The following is a 22,511-nucleotide window of genomic DNA, read 5'->3' on the forward strand; positions in this document are numbered from 1 at the left end:
GTTCTCCCACGTCGTCGTCGGTCGCCCGAGGCACCGGGCGCCCAGGGCAGGTTAGTGCCAGCTGCGCAGATCGGACATCCGGAACCACCGGGTGAGATGCGTTTTTCGCCCGCGCGGGTGCGGATCACCCGAATGCCCGTTCAGGTCGCGTCCCGCGCGAGCCGAACCCTCAAGGGTGCTCGGCTCGGTTCCCCTGTGGGTCTGCGTGATCCAGCTCGTCGCGGCTGGCCTCGTCGCAGGCCTCTGCGTGCTGCAGTGGCTGTGGTGGCGCACCGACCGACGACCCGTCGGCGCCGTCTGGGCCCTGGCCTGGTCGGCGGACATCGGGATCATGCTTCTCGTCGGGGGCATCGCGGGCGTCCTGGCGCCGGGGGCCGCGCCCGCCACGCTCGGCTTCGTGCACGCCCTGTTCGTCGGAGGGTTCCTGCTCCTGGCGCTGCCCACGACGCGGTCGTTCGCCCACGGCCCCCGCGTGCGCTGGTGGGTGGCGGCGGGCTCCGTCCCGCTGGCCGCGTACGCGCTCGCCTCCCTCTCCCCCGTCCTGGGCGGGGACGAGGTCGCCACCGACGTGGTCGGCGGCACGCTCCTGGCCGCGACGGTCATCGTGATCGCCTATGTCATCGTGACCCTCGGTCGGCACTCGGTCACGGCGTGGGGTCTGCTGCTCGTCGCGGCCGGCTTCGAGTCCGTCTGCATGCTCGTCGCGAGCGGGTTCATGCCGGACCACGACATCGGCGCGCTGCTCGCGGCCCTGTGGTCGGTCCCGATCGCGTTCGGTCTCGCTGCGCTCGCGCTGGTGCGCGTCCGGCAGGCGCAGAACGCGGCCAACCGCCAGCACCGGATGCGCGACGCGATCGCCCGGGTCTCGAACTCCGCGTGGTTCGCGCACGACGCCGACGCGCTCCTGCACCAGGCCCGTGACGAGGCGCGCACCGTGCTCGGCGACCCGAGCGTCGAGGGCACGCTGCGCCCCATCGCGCACGGGCGTTACGTCTGCGAGCTCTTCGGGACCTCCCCGCACGACGCGCACGAACGCACCTTCCTGGTGGACCTGGCGCAGATCGTCTCCGCCGCGGCCGAGCGCTACACCCTGACGCGCCAGCTCAACCGCACGGCCTACGCCGACGCCCTCACGGGCCTGCCCAACCGGCGCGCGGTGCAGCAGCACCTGCACGAGGTGCTCGAGCGGGCCAACGTCGAGCGCACCCGAGTCTCGCTCGTGTACTGCGACCTCGACGGCTTCAAGCGTTTCAACGACGTGCACGGCCATGCCGGCGGCGACGACATGCTGTGCCGCGTGGCGCAGTACCTGCGCGGTGCGGTGCCCGGCGACGAGACGCTCGTCGGGCGGCTGGGCGGCGACGAGTTCGTCGTCGTCATCGCCCGCGCACCGCTCGACCCCGAGCTCGTCGCGATCGCCCGCAGCCTGCGCGAGGGGTTCGTCGACCGGTCGTCGGGCAGCCGACCCTCGCGCCTGTCCGTGGGGATCGCGACCTGGCAGCCCGGGGACGTCGTGGACGTCGAAGCCCTCGTGCGGCACGCCGACACCGCGATGCTCGAGGCCAAGCGCTCGCGGTCGGGCTTCCGGGTCTTCGACCGCGCGCTGCGCCGGGCCGTCGAGGCCGAGCGCCTGCAGCGGTCCGCGCTCGAGGCTGCGGTCGCGGACGGGCTGTTCACGGCGCACTACCAGCCGATCGTCGACGCGCGCACGCTCGAGGTCCTGCAGGTCGAGGCGCTCGCCCGCTGGGACCACCACGGCCGTCTGCTGCTGCCCGCCGACTGGATCGACCTGGCCGAGGAGACCGGGCTCATCGTCCCGATCGGCCTGTCCATGCTCGGCCAGGCGCGCCGCGCCCTCGACCGGTTCCAGATGCCCGTGTCGGTCAACCTCGCGGCCCGGCACCTGTCCGAGCCCGACGCGCTCGAGCAGATCGAGACCGCGTGGGGCACCACCTACTGGGAGCACCTGACCCTCGAGATCACCGAGAGCGCGCTCGTCCAGACGACCGCAGCCATCCCGGTGCTCTCCGAGCTGCGGGCGCGCGGGGCGCGGATCGCCGTCGACGACTTCGGCACCGGCTACTCCTCGCTCGCACGGCTCGCCCGCCTGCCGGTCGACGTGCTCAAGATCGACCGCTCGTTCGTGCGCGAGGTCGACACCGACCGCGGCGCCTCGGTGGTACGGGCGATCGTCGAGCTCGCGTTCGCGCACGGGCTGGACGTCGTCGCCGAGGGCGTCGAGCGCGCCTCCGACCTCGACGCGCTGGTCGAGCTCGGGGTGCGGCGCGTCCAGGGCAACTTCCTCGGTCGGGCCGTACCGACGGTGCCCGTGCGCGGGCCGCGTCCGGGTTCCGACTGGGAGGACACGCGTCCGCTGCGGATCGTGCCGTCTCCCCGCTCCGACGAGCGCCCCGAGCGGCTGCACCTGCACGCCTGAGACGTCGCAGGAGGCCTGAGACGCCGCAGGCCCGGCCGAGGATCGGCACGGGCCTGACGGACGGGCGGACGGGCTCAGGCGAGGAGCATCGGCTTCAGCTCGACGACCCGGCCCAGCAGTCCGTTGACGAACGCGGGCGACTCGTCGGTCGACAGCGCCTTGACCAGGTCCACGGCCTCGTCGACGGCCACCGCGTCGGGCACGTCGTCGTTGAACAGGATCTCCCACGTGCCGACCCGCAGCACGGCGCGGTCGACCGCGGGCATGCGGTCGATCGTCCAGCCGTGCGAGTGGGACGCGAGCACCTCGTCGATGCGCACGAGCCGGGACACGACGCCCTCGACGATCTCGACCGCGTACTGCGGCAGGGCCGCCTCCGTCCCCGGCTCCGCGATCCGCTGCGCGAGCAGGGTCACCGGCGCGAGGCCGCGCTGGTCGGCCTCGAAGAGGACGTCGACTGCCCGCTTGCGGGCCTTGGACCTGGCTCCCACGTCAGTCGTTCACGCGGCCCAGGTAGGAGCCGTCGCGCGTGTCGACCTTCACCTTGGTGTTCGCCTCGAGGAACAGCGGGACCTGGATCTCGTAGCCGGTCTCGAGCGTCGCCGGCTTGGTGCCCGCGCTCGAGCGGTCGCCCTGGAGGCCCGGCTCGGTGTACGTCACGAGCAGCGTCACCGACGGCGGGAGCTCGACGTACAGCGGCGCGCCCTCGTTGGTCGCGACGAGCGCGCTCTGGTTCTCCAGCAGGAAGTTCGCGGCGTCGCCGACGGTCGCCGCCGGGACGTGCAGCTGGTCGTACGTGTCCGTGTCCATGAACACGAAGTCGTCGCCGTCCTTGTAGAGGTACTGCATCTCGCGCTTGTCGACGTTGGCCGTCTCGACCTTGATGCCGGCGTTGAACGTCTTGTCGACGACCTTGCCGCTCAGCACGTTCTTCAGCTTGGTGCGCACGAACGCGCCACCCTTGCCCGGCTTGACGTGCTGGAACTCGACGACGGTCCAGAGCTGGCCGTCGATGCGCAGCACGGTGCCGTTCTTCAGGTCGTTGGTGGTCGCCACGATTCGTCGCTTCCTGTCGAGGTGGATCGAGGCGGCCGGGACGCCTCACGCGGAATCGGCGAGCCTCTCGTGTCGAGACGCTCGTCCAGCGGTCAGCGGGGTGACCCGTCGAAGATCGCGTCCGGCCGCGGGCCGCCGACCATCGTACCGCCCCCGACGCTGCGCACCGTCGCGGTGGCCGTCGTTGCCTCTGCCGCGGACTGTTGGTCGCGGCTCCCGTCGCGGCCACAGTCCGCGCGCGTCGCGGCGACCTCGCGCGCGCCCGGCGGGTCCACTGGATGCCCGCCCTGCCCGAACCGCGCACCGGCACGGGCTCACTGTGGTTCGGTAGGCGCATGCTGAAGGTGCTCGCGGCCGTCGCCGCGCTCGTCGTGTCCGTCGGCGGCGGCTGGTGGTTCGTGTCCGCCGTCCTGCGGCTCGCCTCGCGCACGCCCACATCCCGCGGCGCCTCGTCGGCCGGGCCGGCCACCGGCCCCTCGCCGGACCCGACGACCGTGGCGTCGGCGACGACGCCGACCCACCCCGGCGCGGCAGACCCGGCCGGGCCCGACGGTCCCGCCGCGCGGGCCGCACTGCGCGGCGGGTCGTGGATCGGGTTCCTCGAGCGACTCGCCGTCACGGCGTGCGTGCTCACCGGCCAGCCCGCGGGCGTCGCGATCGTCGTCGCGGTCAAGGGCCTCGGCCGCTACCCCGAGCTGAAGGACAACCCAGCGGCGTCCGAGCGGTTCGTGATCGGCACGCTCGCCTCACTCATCTGGGCCGCCGCGTGCGGCCTCGCGGCGAGCCTGGCGTTCTGACAAGCCCGGCGTTCTGACGAGCCCGGCGTTCTGACGAGCCCGGCGTTCTGACGAGCCCGGCGTTCTGACGAGCCCGGGCCGGCGCCGGCCCTCAGCCCTGGGCGCTCACGAGCAGGTGCGCGGCCGCACGTGCCGCGGTCCGCGACTCGTCGTACAGCGCGGTGCGCAGCCGCTGGCTGACGGCCTGCTGCGAGACACCCATGGCCGCGGCGACGTCCTCCTGCCGGACGTCCGGCCCGGCCGCCTCGAGCGCGTCGATCGCCTCCCACCCCGCGGCGGACCGACGGGCAGCCGTCGCGGCGACCAGCGTGAGCACCGACTCGGCGTCCAGGCCCGCCTGGTGGTGCGCACCGCGCACCGCGAGCGGCACGACGCGCTGCCGGCTCTTGGCCGCCTCGACCGCCTCGCGCGCGAGGACGAACGCCGGCCCGGACGCCGCACGCGCGTTCGGGGGCAGCGGCTCGTCGACCCGCCCGGCGCCGATCCCGACGCTCCACCCCCCGTGCCGCAGCACCCACGACACGATCTCGACGACCAGCCCGGCGTCCTCGAGCACCGCCTGCACCTCGTCCCCCACGGTGCGCTCGAAGCCCCGCACGCAGCCGGACGGCCGCGCGACGGTCGAGTCGGCGACGATCCCCGGCCAGCGCTCCTCGAGGGCGCGCAGGAGGTCGGGCACACGGTCGCCGTCGCGGCGGCTCCCCCGCTGGTCGATCGTCACGGCGAACATGGCACCAGGATAGAACCTTGTCAGACCCACAACAAGCGCAATGACTTGTGCGGCCCCGGCGACTCAGGTGAGCGCGGCCAGCGCCAGACGGTAGGAGTCGAGCGCGAACCCGGCGATCGTGCCCGTCGCAACCGGTCCGATCACCGAGTGGTGCCGGAACGTCTCTCGCGCGTACGGGTTGGTCAGGTGCACCTCGATCAGCCGCAGGTGCGCGCCGGTGACCTGGGCCGCCGCGTCACGCAGCGCGTAGGAGTAGTGCGTGAACGCCGCGGGGTTGAGCACCACGTCGCAGCGCGACTCGACCGCCTCGTGCAGCCAGCCGATGAGCACGGCCTCGTCGTCGGTCTGCCGGACGTCCGCCTCGAGCCCTCGCTCAGCCGCCCACGCCTGCACGGCCGATGTCAGGTCGGCCAGCGTCGCGGAGCCGTAGACCTCGGGTTCGCGGGTGCCCAACCGGGACAGGTTCGGGCCGTTGAGCACCAGCACTCGTGTCATGGGCGTCAGCGTAGTCAGGCCCGCCGCACGTCACCGTCACGCTTCCACCGACACGCGCTGCGGCCCCGAGACCCGGCGCACGCGCACGTGGTCACAACGAGATCGCGGTCGACGACGTCGCACCCTCGGCGATCTCCGCGTACGCCGCGGCCAGCAGGGTCGGGTCCGGGCCCTCGAGCCGCACAGGCTTGCCGATGCCCTCGAGCACCACGAACCGCAGCAGGTCCCCGCGCGTCTTCTTGTCCCGGCGCATCGCAGCCAGCAGGCGCTCCCAGCGGTCGCCGCGGTAGGTCGTCGGCAGGCCGAGCGAGGTGAGCACCGCGCGGTGCCGCGCGACCACGTCGTCGGGCAACCGGCCGGCGAGCCGCGCGAGCTCGGCCACGTAGACCATCCCCACGGACACGGCCGCGCCGTGCCGCCACTGGTACCGCTCGACGTGCTCGATGGCGTGGCCGAACGTATGGCCGTAGTTGAGGATCTCGCGCAGGCCGGCCTCCTTGAGGTCCTCGCCGACAACCTCGGCCTTGACCACGACCGCCCGCTCGACGAGCTCGAGCAGCACCTCCGATCGCGCAGCGGCCACCGGGTCCTTCAGGAGGTCCACGTGACCCTCCACGAGCTCGAGGATCCGCGGGTCGGCGATGAAGCCCGCCTTGACGATCTCAGCGAGCCCTGCCACGAAGTCGAACGGCTGCATCGACTCGAGCGCCGCGAGGTCGCACAGCACGGCGGCGGGCGGGTGGAACGCGCCGACGAGGTTCTTGCCCTCGGCCGTGTTGATGCCCGTCTTGCCTCCGACGGCCGCATCCACCATCGCGAGCACCGTCGTCGGGACCTGCACCACCTGGATGCCGCGCAACCACGTCGCGGCCACGAACCCGCCCAGGTCGGTCGTGGCACCGCCACCGACCGCGACGATCGCGTCGGACCGCGTGAAGTCCGCCTGGCCGAGCACGCCCCACAGGAACGCGGCGACCTGCGCGGTCTTCGCCTCCTCGGCGTCGGGCACCTCCGCGCCGAACGTCTCGTACCCGTGCGCGCGCAGGTCCTCGATCACCGCGTCCGCGGTGGTCGCCAGCGCCGCCGGGTGCACGACGAGCACGCGACGCACGGACTTCCCGAGCGTCGCCGGGAGCTCGGCCAGCAGGTTCCGGCCGATCACCACGTCGTACGGGCGCTCGCCCGTCACCGTGACACGTCGCACGTCGCTCACTCGTCCCCCTCGTTCGTCGTCGGCACCGGCGCTGCCGCCGGGTCGTTCGTGGCACGCGCGACCCGCAGCGCGGCCAGCTCCCCCTCGATGGCCTCGGCCACGTCAGCCGGCCGCAGACCGTCCGTCAGCACCCGCATCGTCGCGACCCGTTCGTACACGGGCCGGCGGGCCTCCATGAGCGCCTGCCACTGCGCGCGCGGGTTGCCCAGCAGCAGCGGCCGCGACTGGTTGAACCCCACGCGCGGAGCGGCGTGCGTGAGCGTCACGTCCAGGAAGACGACGACGCCGCCCCCGTGCTCGTAGTCGGCCAGGACCCGCTGCGTGCGCTCGTCCAGCACGGCGCCGCCGCCGAGCGCGAGCACGCCGTCGTGCTCGGCGACCGCCGCGGCGACGGCCGCGCGCTCGAGCTCGCGGAACGCCGGCTCGCCGTCGTCGAAGAAGATCTCGGGGATCGTCTTGCCGACGGTCGTCTCGACGTCGCTGTCCGTGTCCCGCAGGGCCAGGTGCCACCGCTCGGCGAGCGCCGCACCGACCGTCGACTTGCCCGATCCGGGTGGCCCGACGAGGACGATGCGGGGTCCGGGACCCTCGGTGTTCGGCACGTCCGCGAGGTTAGCCCAGCCCGCCGCGCACCTCGGTGCGCGTCCCGGCTGCTGATCCACCACCCGACGCTGTGCCAGACGAGTGAATCGTCCGGCTTCTGCGCACTCGCGCTCACCTGGGGCTCGTGACGTGCCGATGAGCCGACGATCCGTGTGACAAGCGTGCCTGGAGGCATTGTGATCCTGCGCAGAACGGCCGCTGCCCTGGTGGCAGCCGCACTCGTCGCGGTCGGAGGCGCAGCGACGTTCGTCGCGCCCGCCACCGCGGCCACCATCTCCGTCCTGCTGCCGGCGCCGCAGAACCTCGGCACCCGCGTCGTCAACGGCGACACGCAGTTCACGTGGGACGGTGTCGACGGCGCGACGACGTACGTGATCGAGGTCGCCACGGACGACCAGTTCGCGACGTCGAACGTCATCGCCACGCGCACGACGACCGCGCTGAGCTGGATCCCGGAGCGCACGCTCGGCTCGACCGAGGCGCGCGGCCTCTACTGGCGCGTGGCCGCACAGGCCACCACGAGCGTCTCCACGCGCGGCGACTTCTCCGCGCCCGCGTTCGTGGACGTCGACGCCGCCCGCACGCCGACCCTCGTCGCGCCCGCGCAGGACGCGGTGTTCGACTACCCGGACCCCGTGTCGTTCCGCTGGAGCCCGGTCGAGGGAGCGGTCTCGTACACGCTGACGTACTCCTCGAGCCCCGAGTGGGCCTCGGGCGTCACGACCGTCGTCCCCAACCTCACCGGCACGCACCACACGCCGACCGCTCCGCTCGAGCGCACCTCCAGCGGCGCCCCCGTGCAGCTGTACTGGAAGGTGCAGGCGGTCTTCGCCAACCCGCTCTCGGCGACGGCGACGACCAACCCCGTGACCGGTCCCGCGCAGACCGAGGCGGGCCGGTTCACCGTCCGCTGGACCGCGGCGAGCTCGGCTCCGACGCTCCTGTCCCCGATCGGCACGTCGACGATCCAGAGCGACCTCACCTTCCGCTGGACGCCCGTGCCCGGCGCCGCGCGGTACTCGATCGCCATCGGCCAGTCGGTCGACGGCGCGACCGGGGTGGTCACGACCGTGAAGATCACCGGCGACTCCACGAGCACGACGTACGTCCCGCTCACGCAGCTCGTCGACGGCAACTACTTCTGGCAGGTCACGGCGTACGACCCGGCCGGCGCGCCCGGCCAGCCCTCGACCGCGGTCGAGTTCCGCAAGGCGTGGGGCGGCCAGGACGCCGCGACGACGAGCGCGGCGGGCTTCACCAAGACGTACCCCGTCCCGACGTTCGGCTCGACCGACGTCGCGAACCCGACGCCCGTCGCGCTCGACCAGGTCCACCTCACGTGGAACCCCGTCCCCCGCGCGACGCTGTACGAGGTCGAGGCCCTCCCGATCCTGAGCAGCCCCGAGGACAACCGCAAGGCCCTGACCTGCCGCACCGCGTCGACCTCCGTCTCGATCGTCGGGAAGATCGTCGAGGGGACCAACGACGGCCAGGCGCTCGACGGCGACCGCGAGTGCCTGTGGAACTCGGCGAAGTCGCAGCGCATGGACGCCGGGGGCCTCTACGAGTGGCGCGTGCGCGCGATCGACTACTCGGGGAACGCATCGACGACCCTCCAGGCGACGACCCCCGCCGGCTCGCAGGAGTCCCTGTGGTCGGACGTCGACAACGGCGACACGAGCCGCAAGCGGTACTTCACGGTCTCCGCGGCGCGCGAGGGCACGGGCCCCACGACCGTGGTCGACGAGGCGTCGTGGGCCACCCAGTCGACGACGTCGATCGGCAAGCCCGCGCCGCTCATGCGGTGGTCCCCCGTCACCGGGGCGAACGCGTACGAGGTCAAGGTCTTCCACGACTACGACTGCAGCGTCCACGTGACGACCCAGTACACGATGCAGACGCACCTGCAGATCAACGGCGTGTTCGACGACGAGACGTCGGGCGAGTACTGCTGGCAGGTCCGCGGCATCGTGATGAACGACGCCTTCACGGAGTTCACGATCCCGGTCGGCTCGACGTTCACCACGGGGAGCTTCTGGCAGAAGAGCAGCACGCCGATCGACTTCGCGGGCGTCACCCCGGTGACGACCGCCGCCGACGGCTCCGTCGTCTTCTCCTGGCGCCCGCAGTCGCTGTCCGCACCGAACGACGGCGGCAGCCGCGGATACGCGGTGACGATCCTCAACTCGTCGAACACGTCGCTGGGCATGCTCAAGGTCGAGTACCCGTGGTACGTCGCCAAGACGCTCGACGCCGCGCAGAAGCCGCTCGCGCCCGGGAGCTACTCGTTCAAGGTCGCGGCGCTCGACGCGCTCGGCAACCCCGGCAACTTCACGTCGAGCGTGCCGTTCACCGTGGCCGGGCCTGCTCCCGCGGCGCTCACCACGACCGTCGACGGGACGTCCGCCACCCTGGCCTGGACGGGCACCACCGCGGCCGCCAAGTACGGCGTCAAGGTCCGCGCGGTCGGCTCGTCCTGGCCGAGCGCGATCACGCAGGTCACGCAGACCGCGACCACCGTGCGCGACCTCGACGACGGCACGTACGAGTGGCTGGTCTTCTCGTACGACCACAGCGGCTACCAGTCGCTCGAGGCCACGTCGGGCACCTTCACGATCGCAGCGCCCGTCCCGGCGCGCGTCACGGTCGACGGCGCCGTGCTCACGACGGGGAACCGCGTGCTCGACTGGGAACCGGTCGCGGGTGCCTCGCGCTACCTGGTGCAGTACGCGAACGCCGCCGGCTCGCTCGACAGCGCGACGGCCGCGGAGACCCTGGCCACCTCGTACACCATCCCGACGACGCTCGCGTACGGCACGACCTACTACTGGCAGGTCACCGCCGTGCCGGAGAAGGTCAGCACGTCGACGACCCGAGTCAAGCTCGGCCGGTCGAGCGTCGGGACCTTCAGCGTCGTCAACCCGCCGGCGGGCGTCGCGATCTCGAAGCTCACGATCACCGGCACGTCGGCGACGGTGCAGTGGGTCACGCCCGCGGGCGCCAACCGCGGCTCGTCCGAGGCACCCGCCTACCGCCTCGCGTACCGCGCCTCGAACGGCACCGGCGCCACGACCGAGTGGGAGGTGCTCGAGATCGACCCCGGCGTCGAGTCGCGCACCCTGACCGGGCTCGCGGTCGCCACGACGTACGAGTTCCAGCTCCAGGCGTACAACGCCCAGGGCGCGAGCGCGTGGTCGGGCATCAAGTCGGCGGCCACCCCCGGTGCGCCGAAGGCGGGCGTCACCAACCTCGCCGCGACGGCGACCACGAGCACGCTCAAGGTCTCGTGGACGGCACCGAGCTCGACCAACAACGGCGGCTCGCCGATCACGGGCTACGCGGTGCAGTACCGCAAGGGCACCGGCAGCTGGGTCACCGTCACGGCCGCCCGGACGTCGACCTCCGCGTCGGTCACGCTGACCGGCCTGTCGGCCAAGGCGAGCTACACGATCAGCGTCGCGCCGCTCAACGTGATCGGTGCCGGCCCCGCCGCGACGCTCAGCGCCGCGACGCTCGGGCTGCCCACCGCACCCCGCTACGTCAAGGCGGTCCGCGGCGACCGGTCCGCGGCGATCTCCTGGACCGCACCCTCGTCCAACGGGGGCTCGGCCGTCACCGGGTACGTCGTCGAGCGACGCGCCCAGGACCCGAAGACGCTCAAGTGGAGCGCGTGGACCTCGGTGCGCACGACCAGCGCCACGACCCTCACCACGAGCCTGTCCAGCTTGACCAACGGCACGACGTACCAGGTGCGGGTCGCCGCGCGGTCGCAGCTCGGCACGGGCACGTACTCGAGCGGGGTGTCCGTCAAGCCTGCCGGCAAGCCGTACGCGCCGACAGGCGTCAAGGCGGCCGCGACGGCCTCCAGGACGATCAAGGTCACGTGGACCAAGTCGCTCACCAACGGCTCGACGATCTCCGGGTACGCCGTCCAGTACTCGACCAACGGCTCGACGTGGAAGACGCTCAAGACGACGACGGCGAGCGCGACGAGCTACAGCTGGACGTCGGCGACGAAGGGCAAGCGCTACTGGTTCCGCGTCGTGGCGCGCAGCAACATCGGCAGCAGCGCGGCGAGCTCGGCGGTCTCGGTCGTCGCCCGCTGATCGCACCGACGACGAAGGTCCGGCACCCCGAGCGGGGTGACCGGACCTTCGTCGTCGAGGGGTGCTCAGCGGCCCTGGGACCGCGTGCACTGCCGCGGCGCGAGCGAGCCGCGGATCAGCGGAGCAGCTCGGGGATCGCTGCGACGTACGCGGTGAGGTTGCGGCGCACCTCCGCGACGGAGTCGCCCCCGGTCTTCTCGAGCAGTGCGTCCGCGAGCACGAGGGCGACCATCGCCTCGGCGACCACCGCGGCGGGCGGCACGGCGCACACGTCGGAGCGCTGGTGCTGGGCCTTGGCCGGCTCACCCGTGCTCGTGTCGATCGTCGCGAGCGCACGGGGCACCGTCGAGATCGGCTTCATGGCGGCGCGCACGCGGACGATCTCGCCGTTGGTCATGCCACCCTCGAGCCCGCCGGCGCGGTTGGAGCGCCGCTGGACGCGCCCGTCGACGCGGTCGATCTCGTCGTGCGCGGCCGAGCCCCGACGCGTGGCCGTGCGGAAGCCGTCGCCGACCTCGACGCCCTTGATCGCCTGGATGCCCATGAGCGCGCTCGCGAGGCGAGCGTCGAGGCGCCGGTCGGCGTGGACGTACGAACCGAGCCCGGAGGGCACGCCGTAGGCCAGCACCTCGACCACTCCCCCGAGCGTGTCGCCGTCCTTGTGGCACTCGTCGATCTCGGCGACCATCGCGGCCGACGTCGCGGCGTGCAGGCAGCGCACCGGGTCCGCGTCGAGTGCCGCCACGTCGTCCGGGGTCGGCAGGTCGGCGTCGTCCGGCACGGCGACCGGACCGATGCCGACGACGTGCGAGACGAGCCGGATGCCCGCGGCCTGCTCGAGCAGCTTCGCCGCCACGGTGCCGAGTGCGACGCGGGTGGCCGTCTCACGCGCCGAGGCGCGCTCGAGCACGGGCCGCGCGTCGTCGAACGCGTACTTGCGCATGCCGACGAGGTCGGCGTGGCCCGGTCGCGGGCGCGTGAGCGGCGCGTTGCGCGCGCGCTCGAGCACGCTCGGGTCCTCGACCGGGTCGGCGGACATGACCTCGACCCACTTGGGCCACTCGGTGTTGCCGATCTCGATCGCGAGCGGTCCGCCCTGGCTGACGCCGTGGCGCAGCCCGCCCAGGATCCGCACCTCGTCCTGCTCGAACTTCATGCGTGCGCCGCGCCCGTACCCGAGCCGGCGCCGCGCGAGCGCTTCCTGGATGTCCGCCGTCACGACCTCGACGCCGGCCGGAAGCCCCTCGAGGACCCCGACCAGCGCCTGACCGTGCGACTCACCAGCCGTCAACCACCGCAGCATGCCGTGATCCTTTCATGCGGCAACGGGCGCCCACGGTGTCGGTCCACACCGCGGGCGCCCGCTGTCGTCGTGCGAGAAGTGCTGTGACCCGGTCAGTCGCCCTGGACGGGGAGCAGCGGGTTCTTGCCGGGCTTGGACGGGAGCTCGATCGGGCCGGCCGGGGGCTCGCTCGTCTCCGGGGTCAGCTTGTTCGGCAGCACGTAGATGTACCCCGTGATGACGAGCTCCTGGTCGCCGCTCGCCGTCGCCGGCTTCCCTGCGGTGCCCTCGGACTCCTTCTGCGAGGTGCCCGTGAGCGCCGAGACCAGGAAGACCCGGGGCGTCGTGCGGTACACGTCGTCGAGGAAGGCCATGGTGCTGTCGTACGTGCCCAGGACCGTCACGGAGACCGGGATCGCCGTGAGCCCCTCGGGGATCTTCGGGCCCTTCTTCTCTTCCTTGTCCGCAGCGTTCGAGTCAGAGGTCTCCTCGTCCGTCGCGGCGTCCTCGGAGTCCGCGGACTCCGAGGGGGTCGGCGTGGGCTCCTCGACCTCCGCGAGGACGAACTCCTCCGGCGTCCCGGCGGTCGCGGCCGTGATCGTCACCCCGCGGGCGACCGCGATCGCGTCGAGGCCGTCCAGGTACGTCTCCAGCTGCGCCTGCGGCGGGATCTGCGTCTCGGCCGCGGCCAGGTCCGCCTTGTAGGTGTCGAGCTTGCCGAAGTCGGACTTGAGCTTGGCGAGCTTGAGGTTGAGGACGTCGTTGAACGCGCGCGTGTCCTCGGCCTCCGCCCGGCGCTCCGAGGCCGCCGTCAGGTTCGGCGAGACGGCGAAGAACCACGAGCCGGCGGCCAGCACGGCGGCGGCGAACGCGGTGCCGCCGATCCAGGCGCGCTTCGCGTTGGAAGCCATGTCAGTTCTCCGTCTTCGTGTCGTCGGCCGCCTTGTCCGTGGCCGCGTCGCCCGTGGGGACTGGGCCGAAGCGGTGCGTCAGCGCGAGGTCGGAGACCTGCACCGTGGACGAGAACGCGTAGTAGTCGCCGCTCTCCTCGTCGCCGGTCACCGCCGTCGAGTCCAGCCACGCGTCCTGGAAGCCCGGGACGGAGTTGAGCGCCTTGAGCCATGCGGCCGTGTCGGGAACCGCCACCGAGCGACCCGAGAAGGCGATCTGGCCGAGGCTCGGTGCCTGCAGCGGGGAGGTCGGCTCCGGGGCGCCCTCCATGGGCGTCGCGTACGTCACGGTGAACGAGTCGATGCTCGCACCCTCCGGGAGCACGGCGGCGATCGCCCCGACGTAGCCCGACCAGTTGACGTCGGTCGACATCGCGAGCGGCAGCGCCAGCTTGCTCGCGTCGAGCGCGCCGAGGACCTTGGGCACCTCGGCGTACTTCGGGTCGGCCAGCTGCCCCTGGATCCGCAGCGTGTCCTCGTCGGCGGCATCCAGGTCCGACTGCGCGGTCGAGGCCTCGAACAGCGAGAACACCCAGGCGAGCGCGCAGAACGCGAGCGTGCCGAGCAGGACGAACACCAGCATCCGCTTGGTCCTGCGCAGCCCGCGGGCCGCACGCACCTCGGGCGGGAGCAGGTTGACCTGCGGGAGGGTGGTTCCGACGATCGTCTGCGCCCCACCCTTGGTCTTGAGGCGGGGACGCTCCAGCAGCGCGCTCATGCGGCAACTCCGTAGGCGAGTCCGACCGGGAGAGCCACGCACGACTCACGTCCGGTGATCTGGTCGCGGCGCGCGGTCTTCGCCATGCGCAGACCGGCGAGCGGGTCGGCGAGCGTCACCGGGAGCCGGCTCGCGCTCGACAGGTACTGGCCGAGGCCGGGCAGGTGCGAACCGCCGCCCGACAGCACGACGACGTCGATGGCGCCGCCGGGGTTGTTCCCCGCGTAGTAGACGAACGTGTTGCGGACGGACTCGACGAGCCCGCGCACCACGTGCGTGACCGCCTCGGCGGCGTCCTGCCGGTCCGGGGACACCGCGTAGCCGATGCCGATCTCGCGCTTGAGCGCCTCGGCCTCCGGCGCGGAGATGCTCCGCGCGGTCGCGAGCGCGTTCGTCACGTGCTGACCACCGGAGGGCAGCGAGCGCACCAGGCGCGGGACCCCGCGTGCGGCCACGACGACCGTCGTGATGGTCGCACCGATGTCGACGAAGGCCGCGGTCGCGTTGGCGAGGTCTCCGCGGGCCAGCGCGCGCAGCAGCGCGAACGCGTTCAGGTCGACCATCTGCGGCTGCAGACCGGCCGCCTCCGCGGCGAGCACGTTCGCCGTCACGGTGTCGCGCTGGGCGGCGACGAGCATGCCGCGTGCCTGCCGGCCCTGCGGCGAGTCCGTCTCGCCCGTCGGGTAGAAGTCGAGGAGCGCGTCGTCGACCGCCATCGGGAGCATCTCGCCCACCTGGTACGGCAGCGACTCCTTGATCTGCGCGACGGGCATCCACGGCACCTCGAGCTCGCGCACGAGGACACGCTGGTTGCCGACGCCGAGGATGACTTCCTTCGACTCGAACTTGGCCTGCGACCAGAGCTGGCGCAGCGCGGTGGCCACGCTCTCAGGCTGGATGACCTCGCCGTCGCGGACGGCGCCGAGCGGCACCGGCACCTCTCCGTAGCGCACCAGAGTCGGCGGCGTCTTCCCCTTCGGTCCACCGGCGCCGAACTCGAGCTCGGCCGCGCGAACCGCGGACGTGCCGATGTCGAGGCCGATGACACGTGTGTTGGCCACGGGTGTCCCTTCATGCGCAGACGGCGAGCGGATTCCTCTGACCTATCGGGAGCGATCACTCCCGACTTGAGCGGAATCGGTGATCGCTTGCGGCTCGTCCGCGCTGCTCCGGTCGCGCCTCAGACGCAGGTCAGATGCTGCCCAGGTACCAGGTCCACAGGGGCTCCCCCGCGACGATCCCGAAGGCCGCGCCGAGCAGCATCCAGGGCCCGAACGGGATCGCCGACTTGCGCCCGGCCCGCCCACGCGCGAGCAGTGCGACCGCGTAGACGCCGCCCAGCACGAAGGCCGCGAACCAGCCGAGCGCGAGCGCGCCCCAGCCGAACCACCCGAGATAGAGACCGAGCACCCCGGCGAGCTTGACGTCGCCGAAGCCCATGCCCGCGGGGTAGACGAGCACCGTCACGAAGTAGACCGCGTACAGCACCGCGCCGCCGATGAGCGCGCGCACGAGCGCCTGCCAGTCCGCGTCCCCGGTGGGGTTCCAGCTCGCGAGGGCGAGCAGCACCACAGCGACCGGGTACGACGGCAGCACGATCGCGTTGGGCAGGCGGTGCGTGTCGATGTCGATGAGCGCGAGCGCGACGCTGATCGCCACGAGGTACAGCAGCGCCGGCAGCACCCACTCGGGGCCCGTCCACCAGGCCGTCAGCGCGAACAGCACGCCGGTCCCGAGCTCGACGAGCGGGTAGCGCGGCGAGATCGGCTCCCCGCAGTCGCGGCAGCGACCACGCAGCACGAGCCACGAGAGCACCGGGACGTTGTCCCGCCCGCGGATCGCGTGCCCGCACCTCGGGCACGCCGACGGCGGGTGCACCACGGACTCACCCCGCGGGACACGCCAGACGACGACGTTGAGGAACGAGCCGATCGCCAGGCCGACGAGACCCGACAGGAGGACGAGTGCTGCGCTCATGCGCTCAGGGAGTTCCGATCTCGCGCTTGTAGACGACGTCCACGCGATAGCCCGCGTTGCCGACCGGGTCCGTCGAGGGCAGGTCGACGCCCGGGATGCCGATCGGGACGTAGTTGATCGTCACGGGGTTGCGAAGGTTGACGGTGCCACCGTAGAGCTGTCCGTGGATCTGCGTGTCGTTGTTCGTGTCGATCGTGCACGGCGTGTACATGAAGACCGTGATCGGGGCGACCGCGAGGCTGCCCGAGTCGCCCTTGATGTTGCCGATCCCGCCCGCGCACTCCGCGACGCCGTTCGGGTTCTTGTCGGGCACGATGATCCAGAACTTGTGCTGGGCGCCGTCGGCCGAGGTCACGCGGAAGTTGCCGGTCGAGTAGAAGCTGTTCGCGAAGATCACCATGTCGGACCGGAGCTTGATGTTCAGACCGTTCTCGAACTGCGTCGTCGCGCAGTTGCGCGTGTCGAACACCGTGGGCACGGTCGGGCCGACGAGCGGGCCGTTGAGGTCGTAGCTCGCGCCGGCGACCGTGCACTGCGTGCCGCTCGCGTTCATGGAGCTCGCCCAGCTCGGCGCGCCGTTCGCGGCCGCGTTCGCCCGGACCCACGTGCGGTAGGCCGCCTGCCGGTCCCCCGTGTTCGCGAAGCCGACCCAGTCCGACGGGCGGTAGGTGACCTCGGGGAGGCCCTTCTTGATGTACTGCGGGATCTGCGCGGCGCCGACACCGGTGCGGATCGCGCCGCCGACCTGGATCGGGCCCCACTGCGTGAGCGCACCGGTCAGCACGACGTCCTGCCCGATCTTCACGCCCGAGTTCATGCGCGCGTTGGCGGTCGCGAACAGCGACTGGCCGACGCTCTGCAGGCCACCCGTGTGGGCCTGGGAGATCTCGACGTCCTTCTTGCTCCACAGGTTGCCCGTGACCCGGCAGGCCCCCGAGATGCGCACCCCCCCCGCTGACGACGATCAGGTTGCCGTTGACGGTGACGCCCGAGTTGCAGTCGACGTCCCCCGAGTCGACCCACACGTCGACGGCGGTGTCGGGCAGCGCGGTCGTCACGGTGAACGAGTTGGTCGTCATGATGCTGTTCGCCGCGAAGATCGCCGCTCCGCGCCCCGTGATCACCGAGGGCGTCAGCGCGACCTTCGACTGCATGGTGCGCGTCGAGCCGTCGCCCTCCTTCGCCGTCGCCGTCACGACGGCCGTGGCGGCCGTCCCGCCGGTGACCGCGCCGGACGCGCAGGTGAGCGCCTTGCCGTCCTTGTCGAAGTACGCGATCGTCGCGTTGCCCGTGACGCGCGACGGAGTGGTGCCCGCGCTGGCGCTCCCCGTGGCCGGCCAGCGGCACGGCGTCGCGGTCTCGAGGTCGGCGTAGACGTGGTCGACGATGCCCTCGGCCGCGTGCACCTCGGTGCTGCGCGCGCGGTCCTTGCCCGAGCTGCGCGTCGCGACGATGACCGAGCCGACCACCGTGAGCGCGAGCATCACGCCGACGATCGCGACCGCGACGGCGGCGACGAGCACACTGCCCCGGTCGTCGCGGACGCCCGCGAGCCGGCGGCGGATGACTGCACGCATGCTGCTCCTCCTCGTCCTCACGCCGGCGGGACCGGCGAGCAGGTGTCGGCCGGGTAGCCGAAGATCGTGTTGCGCCCCGTGAGCGTCGACGTGACAGTCGCGGCCTTCGAGTCCTCGCGCTGGTCGGGGTCCTTGACGCGCAGCGTCACGCGGATGGTCTGCGCGTTGGACGACGACTCGGCGTTGGTCTGCTCGACGAAGAACGGCGGCCAGGTGCTCGGGTCGGTCTCGACGACCGTCGCCGACGTCGGCCGCACGACGTCGCGAGCGACCGTGCGCCACGACTCGACGCCACCGGTGGACTGCCACGACGGCTTCCACGACCGGTACTCCAGGCGCCCGAACTCCGAGGTCGCGCCGAACACGACGCGCCACTGCACGCACTGGTAGACGCCGTCGGTCTGGGTGTACACGCGCAGCGAGTAGTGGGTGTCGGCGCCCGACATCGCGAACGTCTCGGCGGCCGGGTCGGAGATCACGTTCCCCGAGCGCACCTGCCGGTCGATCTGCATGAGCCCGATCCGGACCTGCTCGGTCGCCTCGGTGCGGGCCAGGTTGTCCTTCGTCTGGCGCGCCATCGTGAGCATGATCCCGAACACGATCGTCATGAGACCCATGAAGATCCCCATGACCACGAGGAGCTCGACGAGCGTGTAGCCCGACTCGTCACGCCGCTGCAGCGCGCGCACGCGCGCGATCGACTCACGCACCGGGAGCCGCCTTGAAGCCGGCCGCCGCGCGGGCACCGCCGAGGCTCGTCGTGACGACGAACGCGAAGGTGCCGGACGGGCCCGTGACGCGGTAGTGCACGGCGAGGGTGATCGCGCCGGTCTCCGACGAGATCGAGCATCCCTCGCCCGTGCAGCCCGCGGGATCCGCCGCGGACGCGAGCGACGAGACCGGGGTGACGGAGACCTGACCGCTCGCGGTCACGGTGTAGGCGCCGCTGGCCCAGGTGACCGCGCCCGTGTTCGCGGTGATGTTCGTCGCCCCCGAGAGCGTCACGGTCGTGTACGCCGAGCCGTTCCAGTACCGCACCGATCCCGAGCGCGTCGTGACGGCGGCCGAGGTCCGCTGCGCGAGGCCGCGGTCCACCCGCGTCGCGTCCGTGTAGGACGTGACCTGCAGCAGACCGCTGCTCGCCTTGCCCCCGGACCACGGCCCGGAGCCGGAGGTGACGGTGCCCAGGCTGCGCGATGCACCGGCCGCCGTGCAGCCGGGGCCCGACAACGTGGTGCAGCCGATGGCGGAGGCGCCCACGGCCGTGCTCAGGCGCGCCCCGAACGTGGTCATGCTCGAGCTGCCGATCCGGCTGAGCTCGAACGTGGTCCCGGTGATCGTCAGCGCCGTGACGGACGGCGAGGACGACGTCAGGACCGAGGCGGCACAGGGCGCCGCCGCGGGGATCCCGGTCGCGCACGACGTCACCGTCGAGGAGCTGACCTTCCCCTGGTCCCCGGAGCCGGGCGTGAGGGCGAGCCGCAGCGGGCCGGTGTCGACCGCGAGCGTGCCCGCGACACCCACGGACGTCACCGGCGCGGGGTCGAGCGGAGCGGCGCCAGCCGACCCGACGTCGTTGGAGGCCTGGATCGCGGCCTTGTCACCGCCCGTCGTCGCGCTCGGGTCGGTCGCGCCGGCGGCGGTCAGCGCGCCGCTCGCGTGCAGCGCGCTGGACTCCGCGTTCGTCGACTGCTGCGCCGTGACGCCGACGCCGGCCTGACCGACGCGCAACGAGGCGACGGTCGTGTCGGTGCCCGGCAGGATCGGCGTGGTCGAGTCGACCGCGGGGTCGCCGACGACTCCGCCGAACGCGGCCGTGATGGTCGTCTGCGGTCCGGTGCCACCCGCGCTGGACGAGAACAGCGCCTGGCACGCGCCGAGGTACGGCTGGTTGTTGGCGTCACCGCAGCCGCCCTGCGGCGCGTAGGCGCTCGAGCGCATGACCACGTGGCGCTGCTTGGCCTGCTGGTTCGCCTTCCAGGTCGTGATGACGGTCAGCGTGAGCACGTCGGGATCCGCTGCGGCCCGGGTGACGTAGGAGCGCGACGTGAAGCGGATCCCCGGTGCCTCCGGGTTGCTCGTGCGCGTGACGTTCGAGCCGCTGGCGCCGGACAACGGTGCGCGGTTGGTGGCCTGAGCGGTGCTCGTGATGAGCACCTCGTCGATGCTGGGCTCCATCGGCGGGCGCAGGTGCGTGCCGGACACGTTCGGGTCGACGCCGTCGGCGCTCGCGAAGCCCGCGTGCAGGCCCTTGTTGAGCGTGTTCCACGGCAGTGCGCGCAGCTGCTCCATGACCTGGTTGGTCACCGCGGTCCCGAGGGTGCGCTGCCGCGTCTGCGCGGTCGTCACCAGTGCGGAGGTCTGCACCGCGGCCAGGCCGAGCAGCACCCCGCCGATGATGATCATCGCGACGAGGAGCTCCATGAGCGTGAACCCGGAGTCGTCCTCGCTCGTCGGCGGTCGAACCTCGGCCACGGACGACCTCCCACTCATGACACCGCTCCCACGGACAGTCGTCCAGGAGTCCTGACCGACGTATCGGCGCAACTCGGCGCCACCATGAGCCCCGCCGGCCGCGTGCACACGCACGTCTTGGCTGACGAGACGGGCGAAAGCGACGCGGCAGGAGGAACGCGGCATCAGGTCCGGGTCGCGGCGGGCGTGTTCACCTCTCCGGAGTAACGCAGCGTGTACTTCGCGTTGGCCCACTTCGGGAAGTAGGGCGGCGTCGTGAACTGCAGGCGCGTGTCGTACTGGTAGAGCTTCGTGTAGCCGTTCTGGGTCCCGCTCACCGTCTGGCCGACGACGCCGCGCCAACGCTGCGCGATCGAGCCCTTGACGAACAGCGTGCCCTTGTCCCCGCCGACGTTGTACTTCTGCACGTAGAACGAGTGCAGCAGGGTCTGGATCGACCCGGCGATCTGGATGCCCTTCGTCGGGACGTACGCGGGTGCGCCCGGCTCCTTGTAGCGCTGGGGCCAGCCCGAGACCTCACCGACGCTCTCGAGCGCGCTCTTCCACTCGAACTGCGTCGAGCTGTACGTCTTGCACGTGCCGTTGGAGTAGAAGACCGCGCACTTCGCCTGGGCCTTCATGGTGCCGAGCCGCGGGTGGAAGACCTCGACGGAGTCGGTGGCGACCAGGCCGAGCAGGTCCGTGCCGGTCACCGTCCCGCCGTTGAGCACCAGGTCACCGGTCGCGATGATCGACTGGGCCGAGGCGAGCGTCACGCGGCCGTTCAGCACGCCCTCCGCGTAGAGGTTGCCCCGGCCGCACTGCTTCGTCAGCTCGAGCATGTTCTCGTCGGCCGTGTACGTCGAGCTCGCCGACGTCGGGTTGGCGCCCGTGAACGAGCCGACCGGGAGGGTGGATCCCGTCGGTCCGCCGAGCTCGCCGGCGAAGCACTGCCGGTTCGCAGCGCCGGAGTGGTCCGCGTAGATGACCATGTCGGTCGGCACGGGCACCGTCGCGCCGGACGCGCTGTTGAGCTGCGCGAGCGTCCCGCAGGTCGGTGCGGTGCCGCCGGGGGCGGCAGTCGGCGTCGGCGCCTTGCCGCCGTTCACCGCCGTCTTGTTCCAGACCCGCATGGTGCCGTTGGCGGCGAACACGACGCGCGTCGAGCCGTAGTAGTGGCAGCCGGGCGTGGACGCGAAGGCCGCGGAGTTGTCCGGGAGGTACAGCGGGTCGTGGTACTTCGGCCTGACCCCGTTGAAGTCGGCGACGCTCCCCGAGCGCAGGCACTTGGACTCCCACGTGGACGACGACGCCGTGGCCGTCGCGCACTTGGGGTCGGCGGTCCAGACCTGCTTGACGAAGCGCGGCTTCAGACCGGAGTAGGCGGTGCCGAGGATCGTGTCGTTGGTGAACACCTCGCCGTCCAGCGAGTCACCGCCGATGAACGTGATCTCGGTGCAGCCCTTGCCCGAACGGCTCGGGACCGAGTGCCAGTACGACGCGCTCGACGAGCCGTCCTTGCCGCACGCGACGACCGAGGTGCCGCCCGCGCCGTACGCCTGGACGTTCGCGGGGTCGGCCGACTCGAAGTCCGTGTAGTAGACGTAGTCGGTCGAGCCACCCTTGCCGACGGTCGTGTCGATCGTGCGGTACGTGTCGCGGACCCGGCCCGTGACGACGAGCCGGTAGGTGCCCTGCGCCCGCTGCGAGGAGTCGACCGTGTAGTGGAAGTGCGGCGCGCGCGGGTTCGTCTGCCCGGGCTCGACCGGCAACCAGCCCACCGCCGTCGACGGGCCCCAGCCGCACGCGTTGCTGCTCGCCGGCATCGGGCCGCGCCACGCCGCGTTCGTGCAGTCCGGGGTGTAGCCGTACGCGTCCATCCGGTTGATCCGGCTGATGAAGTCGTCCACACCCGACTGCGCCGCCGCCATCGCGGAGGAGTAGTCCTGGTCGTACCGCGCGAACTTCTGGCTGCTCATCGTGTACGTCAGCCCGGTCATCGCGAGCATGCCGAGGATGAGCATCGTCCCGACGACGACCACGAGGATCGACCCGCGCTCCCCGTCGGGTGCCGTGCGGGGTGCGAGCACCCGCGTCCGCACACGCTGCCGCACGC

19 protein-coding genes are annotated in these 22,511 nt (G+C 72.0%); 4 read left to right on the forward strand and 15 right to left on the reverse strand.

The annotated features are described in order from the left end of the window. Nucleotides 1–205 precede the first annotated feature (205 nt). Nucleotides 206–2,437, forward strand: coding sequence for a putative bifunctional diguanylate cyclase/phosphodiesterase (locus CGE01nite_RS00660; RefSeq protein WP_229747525.1), 2,232 nt, complete (start codon nucleotides 206–208; stop codon nucleotides 2,435–2,437). A gap of 74 nt (nucleotides 2,438–2,511) precedes the next feature. On the opposite strand, the gene nusB is transcribed toward CGE01nite_RS00660, so the two are convergent. Together nusB and efp are read right to left on the reverse strand one after the other, a co-directional pair. Next, complete coding sequence (gene nusB, locus CGE01nite_RS00665) at nucleotides 2,512–2,928, reverse strand: transcription antitermination factor NusB (protein WP_048342184.1); 417 nt, start codon at nucleotides 2,926–2,928, stop codon at nucleotides 2,512–2,514. Nucleotide 2,929: 1 nt separating this feature from the next. Then, entirely contained in the window at nucleotides 2,930–3,493 is a 564-nt protein-coding gene (efp, locus tag CGE01nite_RS00670; protein ID WP_048342183.1) for an elongation factor P, read from the reverse strand. Nucleotides 3,494–3,828: 335 nt separating this feature from the next. Here efp and CGE01nite_RS00675 point away from each other — a divergent pair, with 335 nt between their 5' ends. Next, a complete protein-coding gene (locus CGE01nite_RS00675; protein ID WP_141368375.1) occupies nucleotides 3,829–4,290 on the forward strand; it encodes a hypothetical protein in 462 nt (153 codons plus the stop codon). 91 nt (nucleotides 4,291–4,381) lie between these two features. On the opposite strand, the gene CGE01nite_RS00680 is transcribed toward CGE01nite_RS00675, so the two are convergent. From CGE01nite_RS00680 to CGE01nite_RS00695, 4 genes are all read right to left on the reverse strand, one after another. After that, nucleotides 4,382–5,020, reverse strand: coding sequence for a hypothetical protein (locus CGE01nite_RS00680; RefSeq protein ID WP_141368377.1), 639 nt, complete (start codon nucleotides 5,018–5,020; stop codon nucleotides 4,382–4,384). Between the two features lie 63 nt (nucleotides 5,021–5,083). Then, entirely contained in the window at nucleotides 5,084–5,515 is a 432-nt protein-coding gene (locus CGE01nite_RS00685) for a type II 3-dehydroquinate dehydratase (protein ID WP_141368379.1), read from the reverse strand. A gap of 91 nt (nucleotides 5,516–5,606) precedes the next feature. Next, nucleotides 5,607–6,728 (reverse strand): 3-dehydroquinate synthase, encoded by a 1,122-nt coding sequence (aroB, locus tag CGE01nite_RS00690; protein WP_141368381.1) that lies wholly within the window; start codon nucleotides 6,726–6,728, stop codon nucleotides 5,607–5,609. After that, entirely contained in the window at nucleotides 6,725–7,330 is a 606-nt protein-coding gene (locus tag CGE01nite_RS00695) for a shikimate kinase (protein WP_141368383.1), read from the reverse strand. Before CGE01nite_RS00695 ends, aroB begins: the two co-directional genes overlap by 4 nt. Before the next feature lie 207 nt (nucleotides 7,331–7,537). Between CGE01nite_RS00695 and CGE01nite_RS00700 the strand changes: the two genes are divergently transcribed. Beyond that, the gene (locus CGE01nite_RS00700) at nucleotides 7,538–11,437 is read left to right on the forward strand and encodes a fibronectin type III domain-containing protein (protein WP_141368385.1); all 3,900 of its coding nucleotides are present in this window, start codon (nucleotides 7,538–7,540) and stop codon (nucleotides 11,435–11,437) included. 115 nt (nucleotides 11,438–11,552) lie between these two features. On the opposite strand, the gene aroC is transcribed toward CGE01nite_RS00700, so the two are convergent. The 6 genes from aroC to CGE01nite_RS00730 form a co-directional block, all read right to left on the reverse strand. Beyond that, complete coding sequence (aroC, locus tag CGE01nite_RS00705) at nucleotides 11,553–12,740, reverse strand: chorismate synthase (RefSeq protein ID WP_048341421.1); 1,188 nt, start codon at nucleotides 12,738–12,740, stop codon at nucleotides 11,553–11,555. A 92-nt stretch (nucleotides 12,741–12,832) separates the two neighbouring features. Beyond that, nucleotides 12,833–13,630: a hypothetical protein gene (locus CGE01nite_RS16810; RefSeq protein WP_170210848.1), complete on the reverse strand. Its 798-nt coding sequence runs from the start codon at nucleotides 13,628–13,630 to the stop codon at nucleotides 12,833–12,835. 1 nt (nucleotide 13,631) lies between these two features. Then, nucleotides 13,632–14,387, reverse strand: coding sequence for a PilN domain-containing protein (locus tag CGE01nite_RS00715; RefSeq protein WP_048341423.1), 756 nt, complete (start codon nucleotides 14,385–14,387; stop codon nucleotides 13,632–13,634). Then, the gene (gene pilM, locus CGE01nite_RS00720; protein ID WP_048341424.1) at nucleotides 14,384–15,448 is read right to left on the reverse strand and encodes a type IV pilus assembly protein PilM; all 1,065 of its coding nucleotides are present in this window, start codon (nucleotides 15,446–15,448) and stop codon (nucleotides 14,384–14,386) included. Before pilM ends, CGE01nite_RS00715 begins: the two co-directional genes overlap by 4 nt. Nucleotides 15,449–15,578: 130 nt before the next feature. Next, nucleotides 15,579–16,364, reverse strand: a complete 786-nt coding sequence (locus CGE01nite_RS00725; protein ID WP_048341425.1) for a prepilin peptidase — start codon at nucleotides 16,362–16,364, stop codon at nucleotides 15,579–15,581. Between the two features lie 4 nt (nucleotides 16,365–16,368). After that, nucleotides 16,369–17,310, reverse strand: coding sequence for a hypothetical protein (locus CGE01nite_RS00730; protein WP_141368387.1), 942 nt, complete (start codon nucleotides 17,308–17,310; stop codon nucleotides 16,369–16,371). Nucleotides 17,311–17,423: 113 nt separating this feature from the next. On the opposite strand from CGE01nite_RS00730, the gene CGE01nite_RS00735 reads away from it, so the two are divergent. Continuing rightward, complete coding sequence (locus CGE01nite_RS00735; RefSeq protein ID WP_141368389.1) at nucleotides 17,424–17,738, forward strand: hypothetical protein; 315 nt, start codon at nucleotides 17,424–17,426, stop codon at nucleotides 17,736–17,738. A 220-nt stretch (nucleotides 17,739–17,958) separates the two neighbouring features. On the opposite strand, the gene CGE01nite_RS00740 is transcribed toward CGE01nite_RS00735, so the two are convergent. The 3 genes from CGE01nite_RS00740 to CGE01nite_RS00750 all read right to left on the reverse strand — a co-directional run bounded on the left by CGE01nite_RS00740 (nucleotide 17,959) and on the right by CGE01nite_RS00750 (nucleotide 22,509). After that, nucleotides 17,959–18,651: a PilW family protein gene (locus CGE01nite_RS00740; protein WP_170210849.1), complete on the reverse strand. Its 693-nt coding sequence runs from the start codon at nucleotides 18,649–18,651 to the stop codon at nucleotides 17,959–17,961. Beyond that, complete coding sequence (locus tag CGE01nite_RS00745) at nucleotides 18,644–20,416, reverse strand: prepilin-type N-terminal cleavage/methylation domain-containing protein (protein ID WP_048341428.1); 1,773 nt, start codon at nucleotides 20,414–20,416, stop codon at nucleotides 18,644–18,646. Before CGE01nite_RS00745 ends, CGE01nite_RS00740 begins: the two co-directional genes overlap by 8 nt. Before the next feature lie 164 nt (nucleotides 20,417–20,580). Further along, nucleotides 20,581–22,509 carry a pilus assembly PilX family protein gene (locus CGE01nite_RS00750; RefSeq protein WP_229747526.1) on the reverse strand — a complete coding sequence of 643 codons (1,929 nt, stop codon included), beginning with the start codon at nucleotides 22,507–22,509 and terminating at the stop codon, nucleotides 20,581–20,583. Nucleotides 22,510–22,511: the final 2 nt, after the last annotated feature.

Source organism: Cellulomonas gelida, assembly GCF_006538725.1.
GTDB lineage: Bacteria > Actinomycetota > Actinomycetes > Actinomycetales > Cellulomonadaceae > Cellulomonas > Cellulomonas gelida.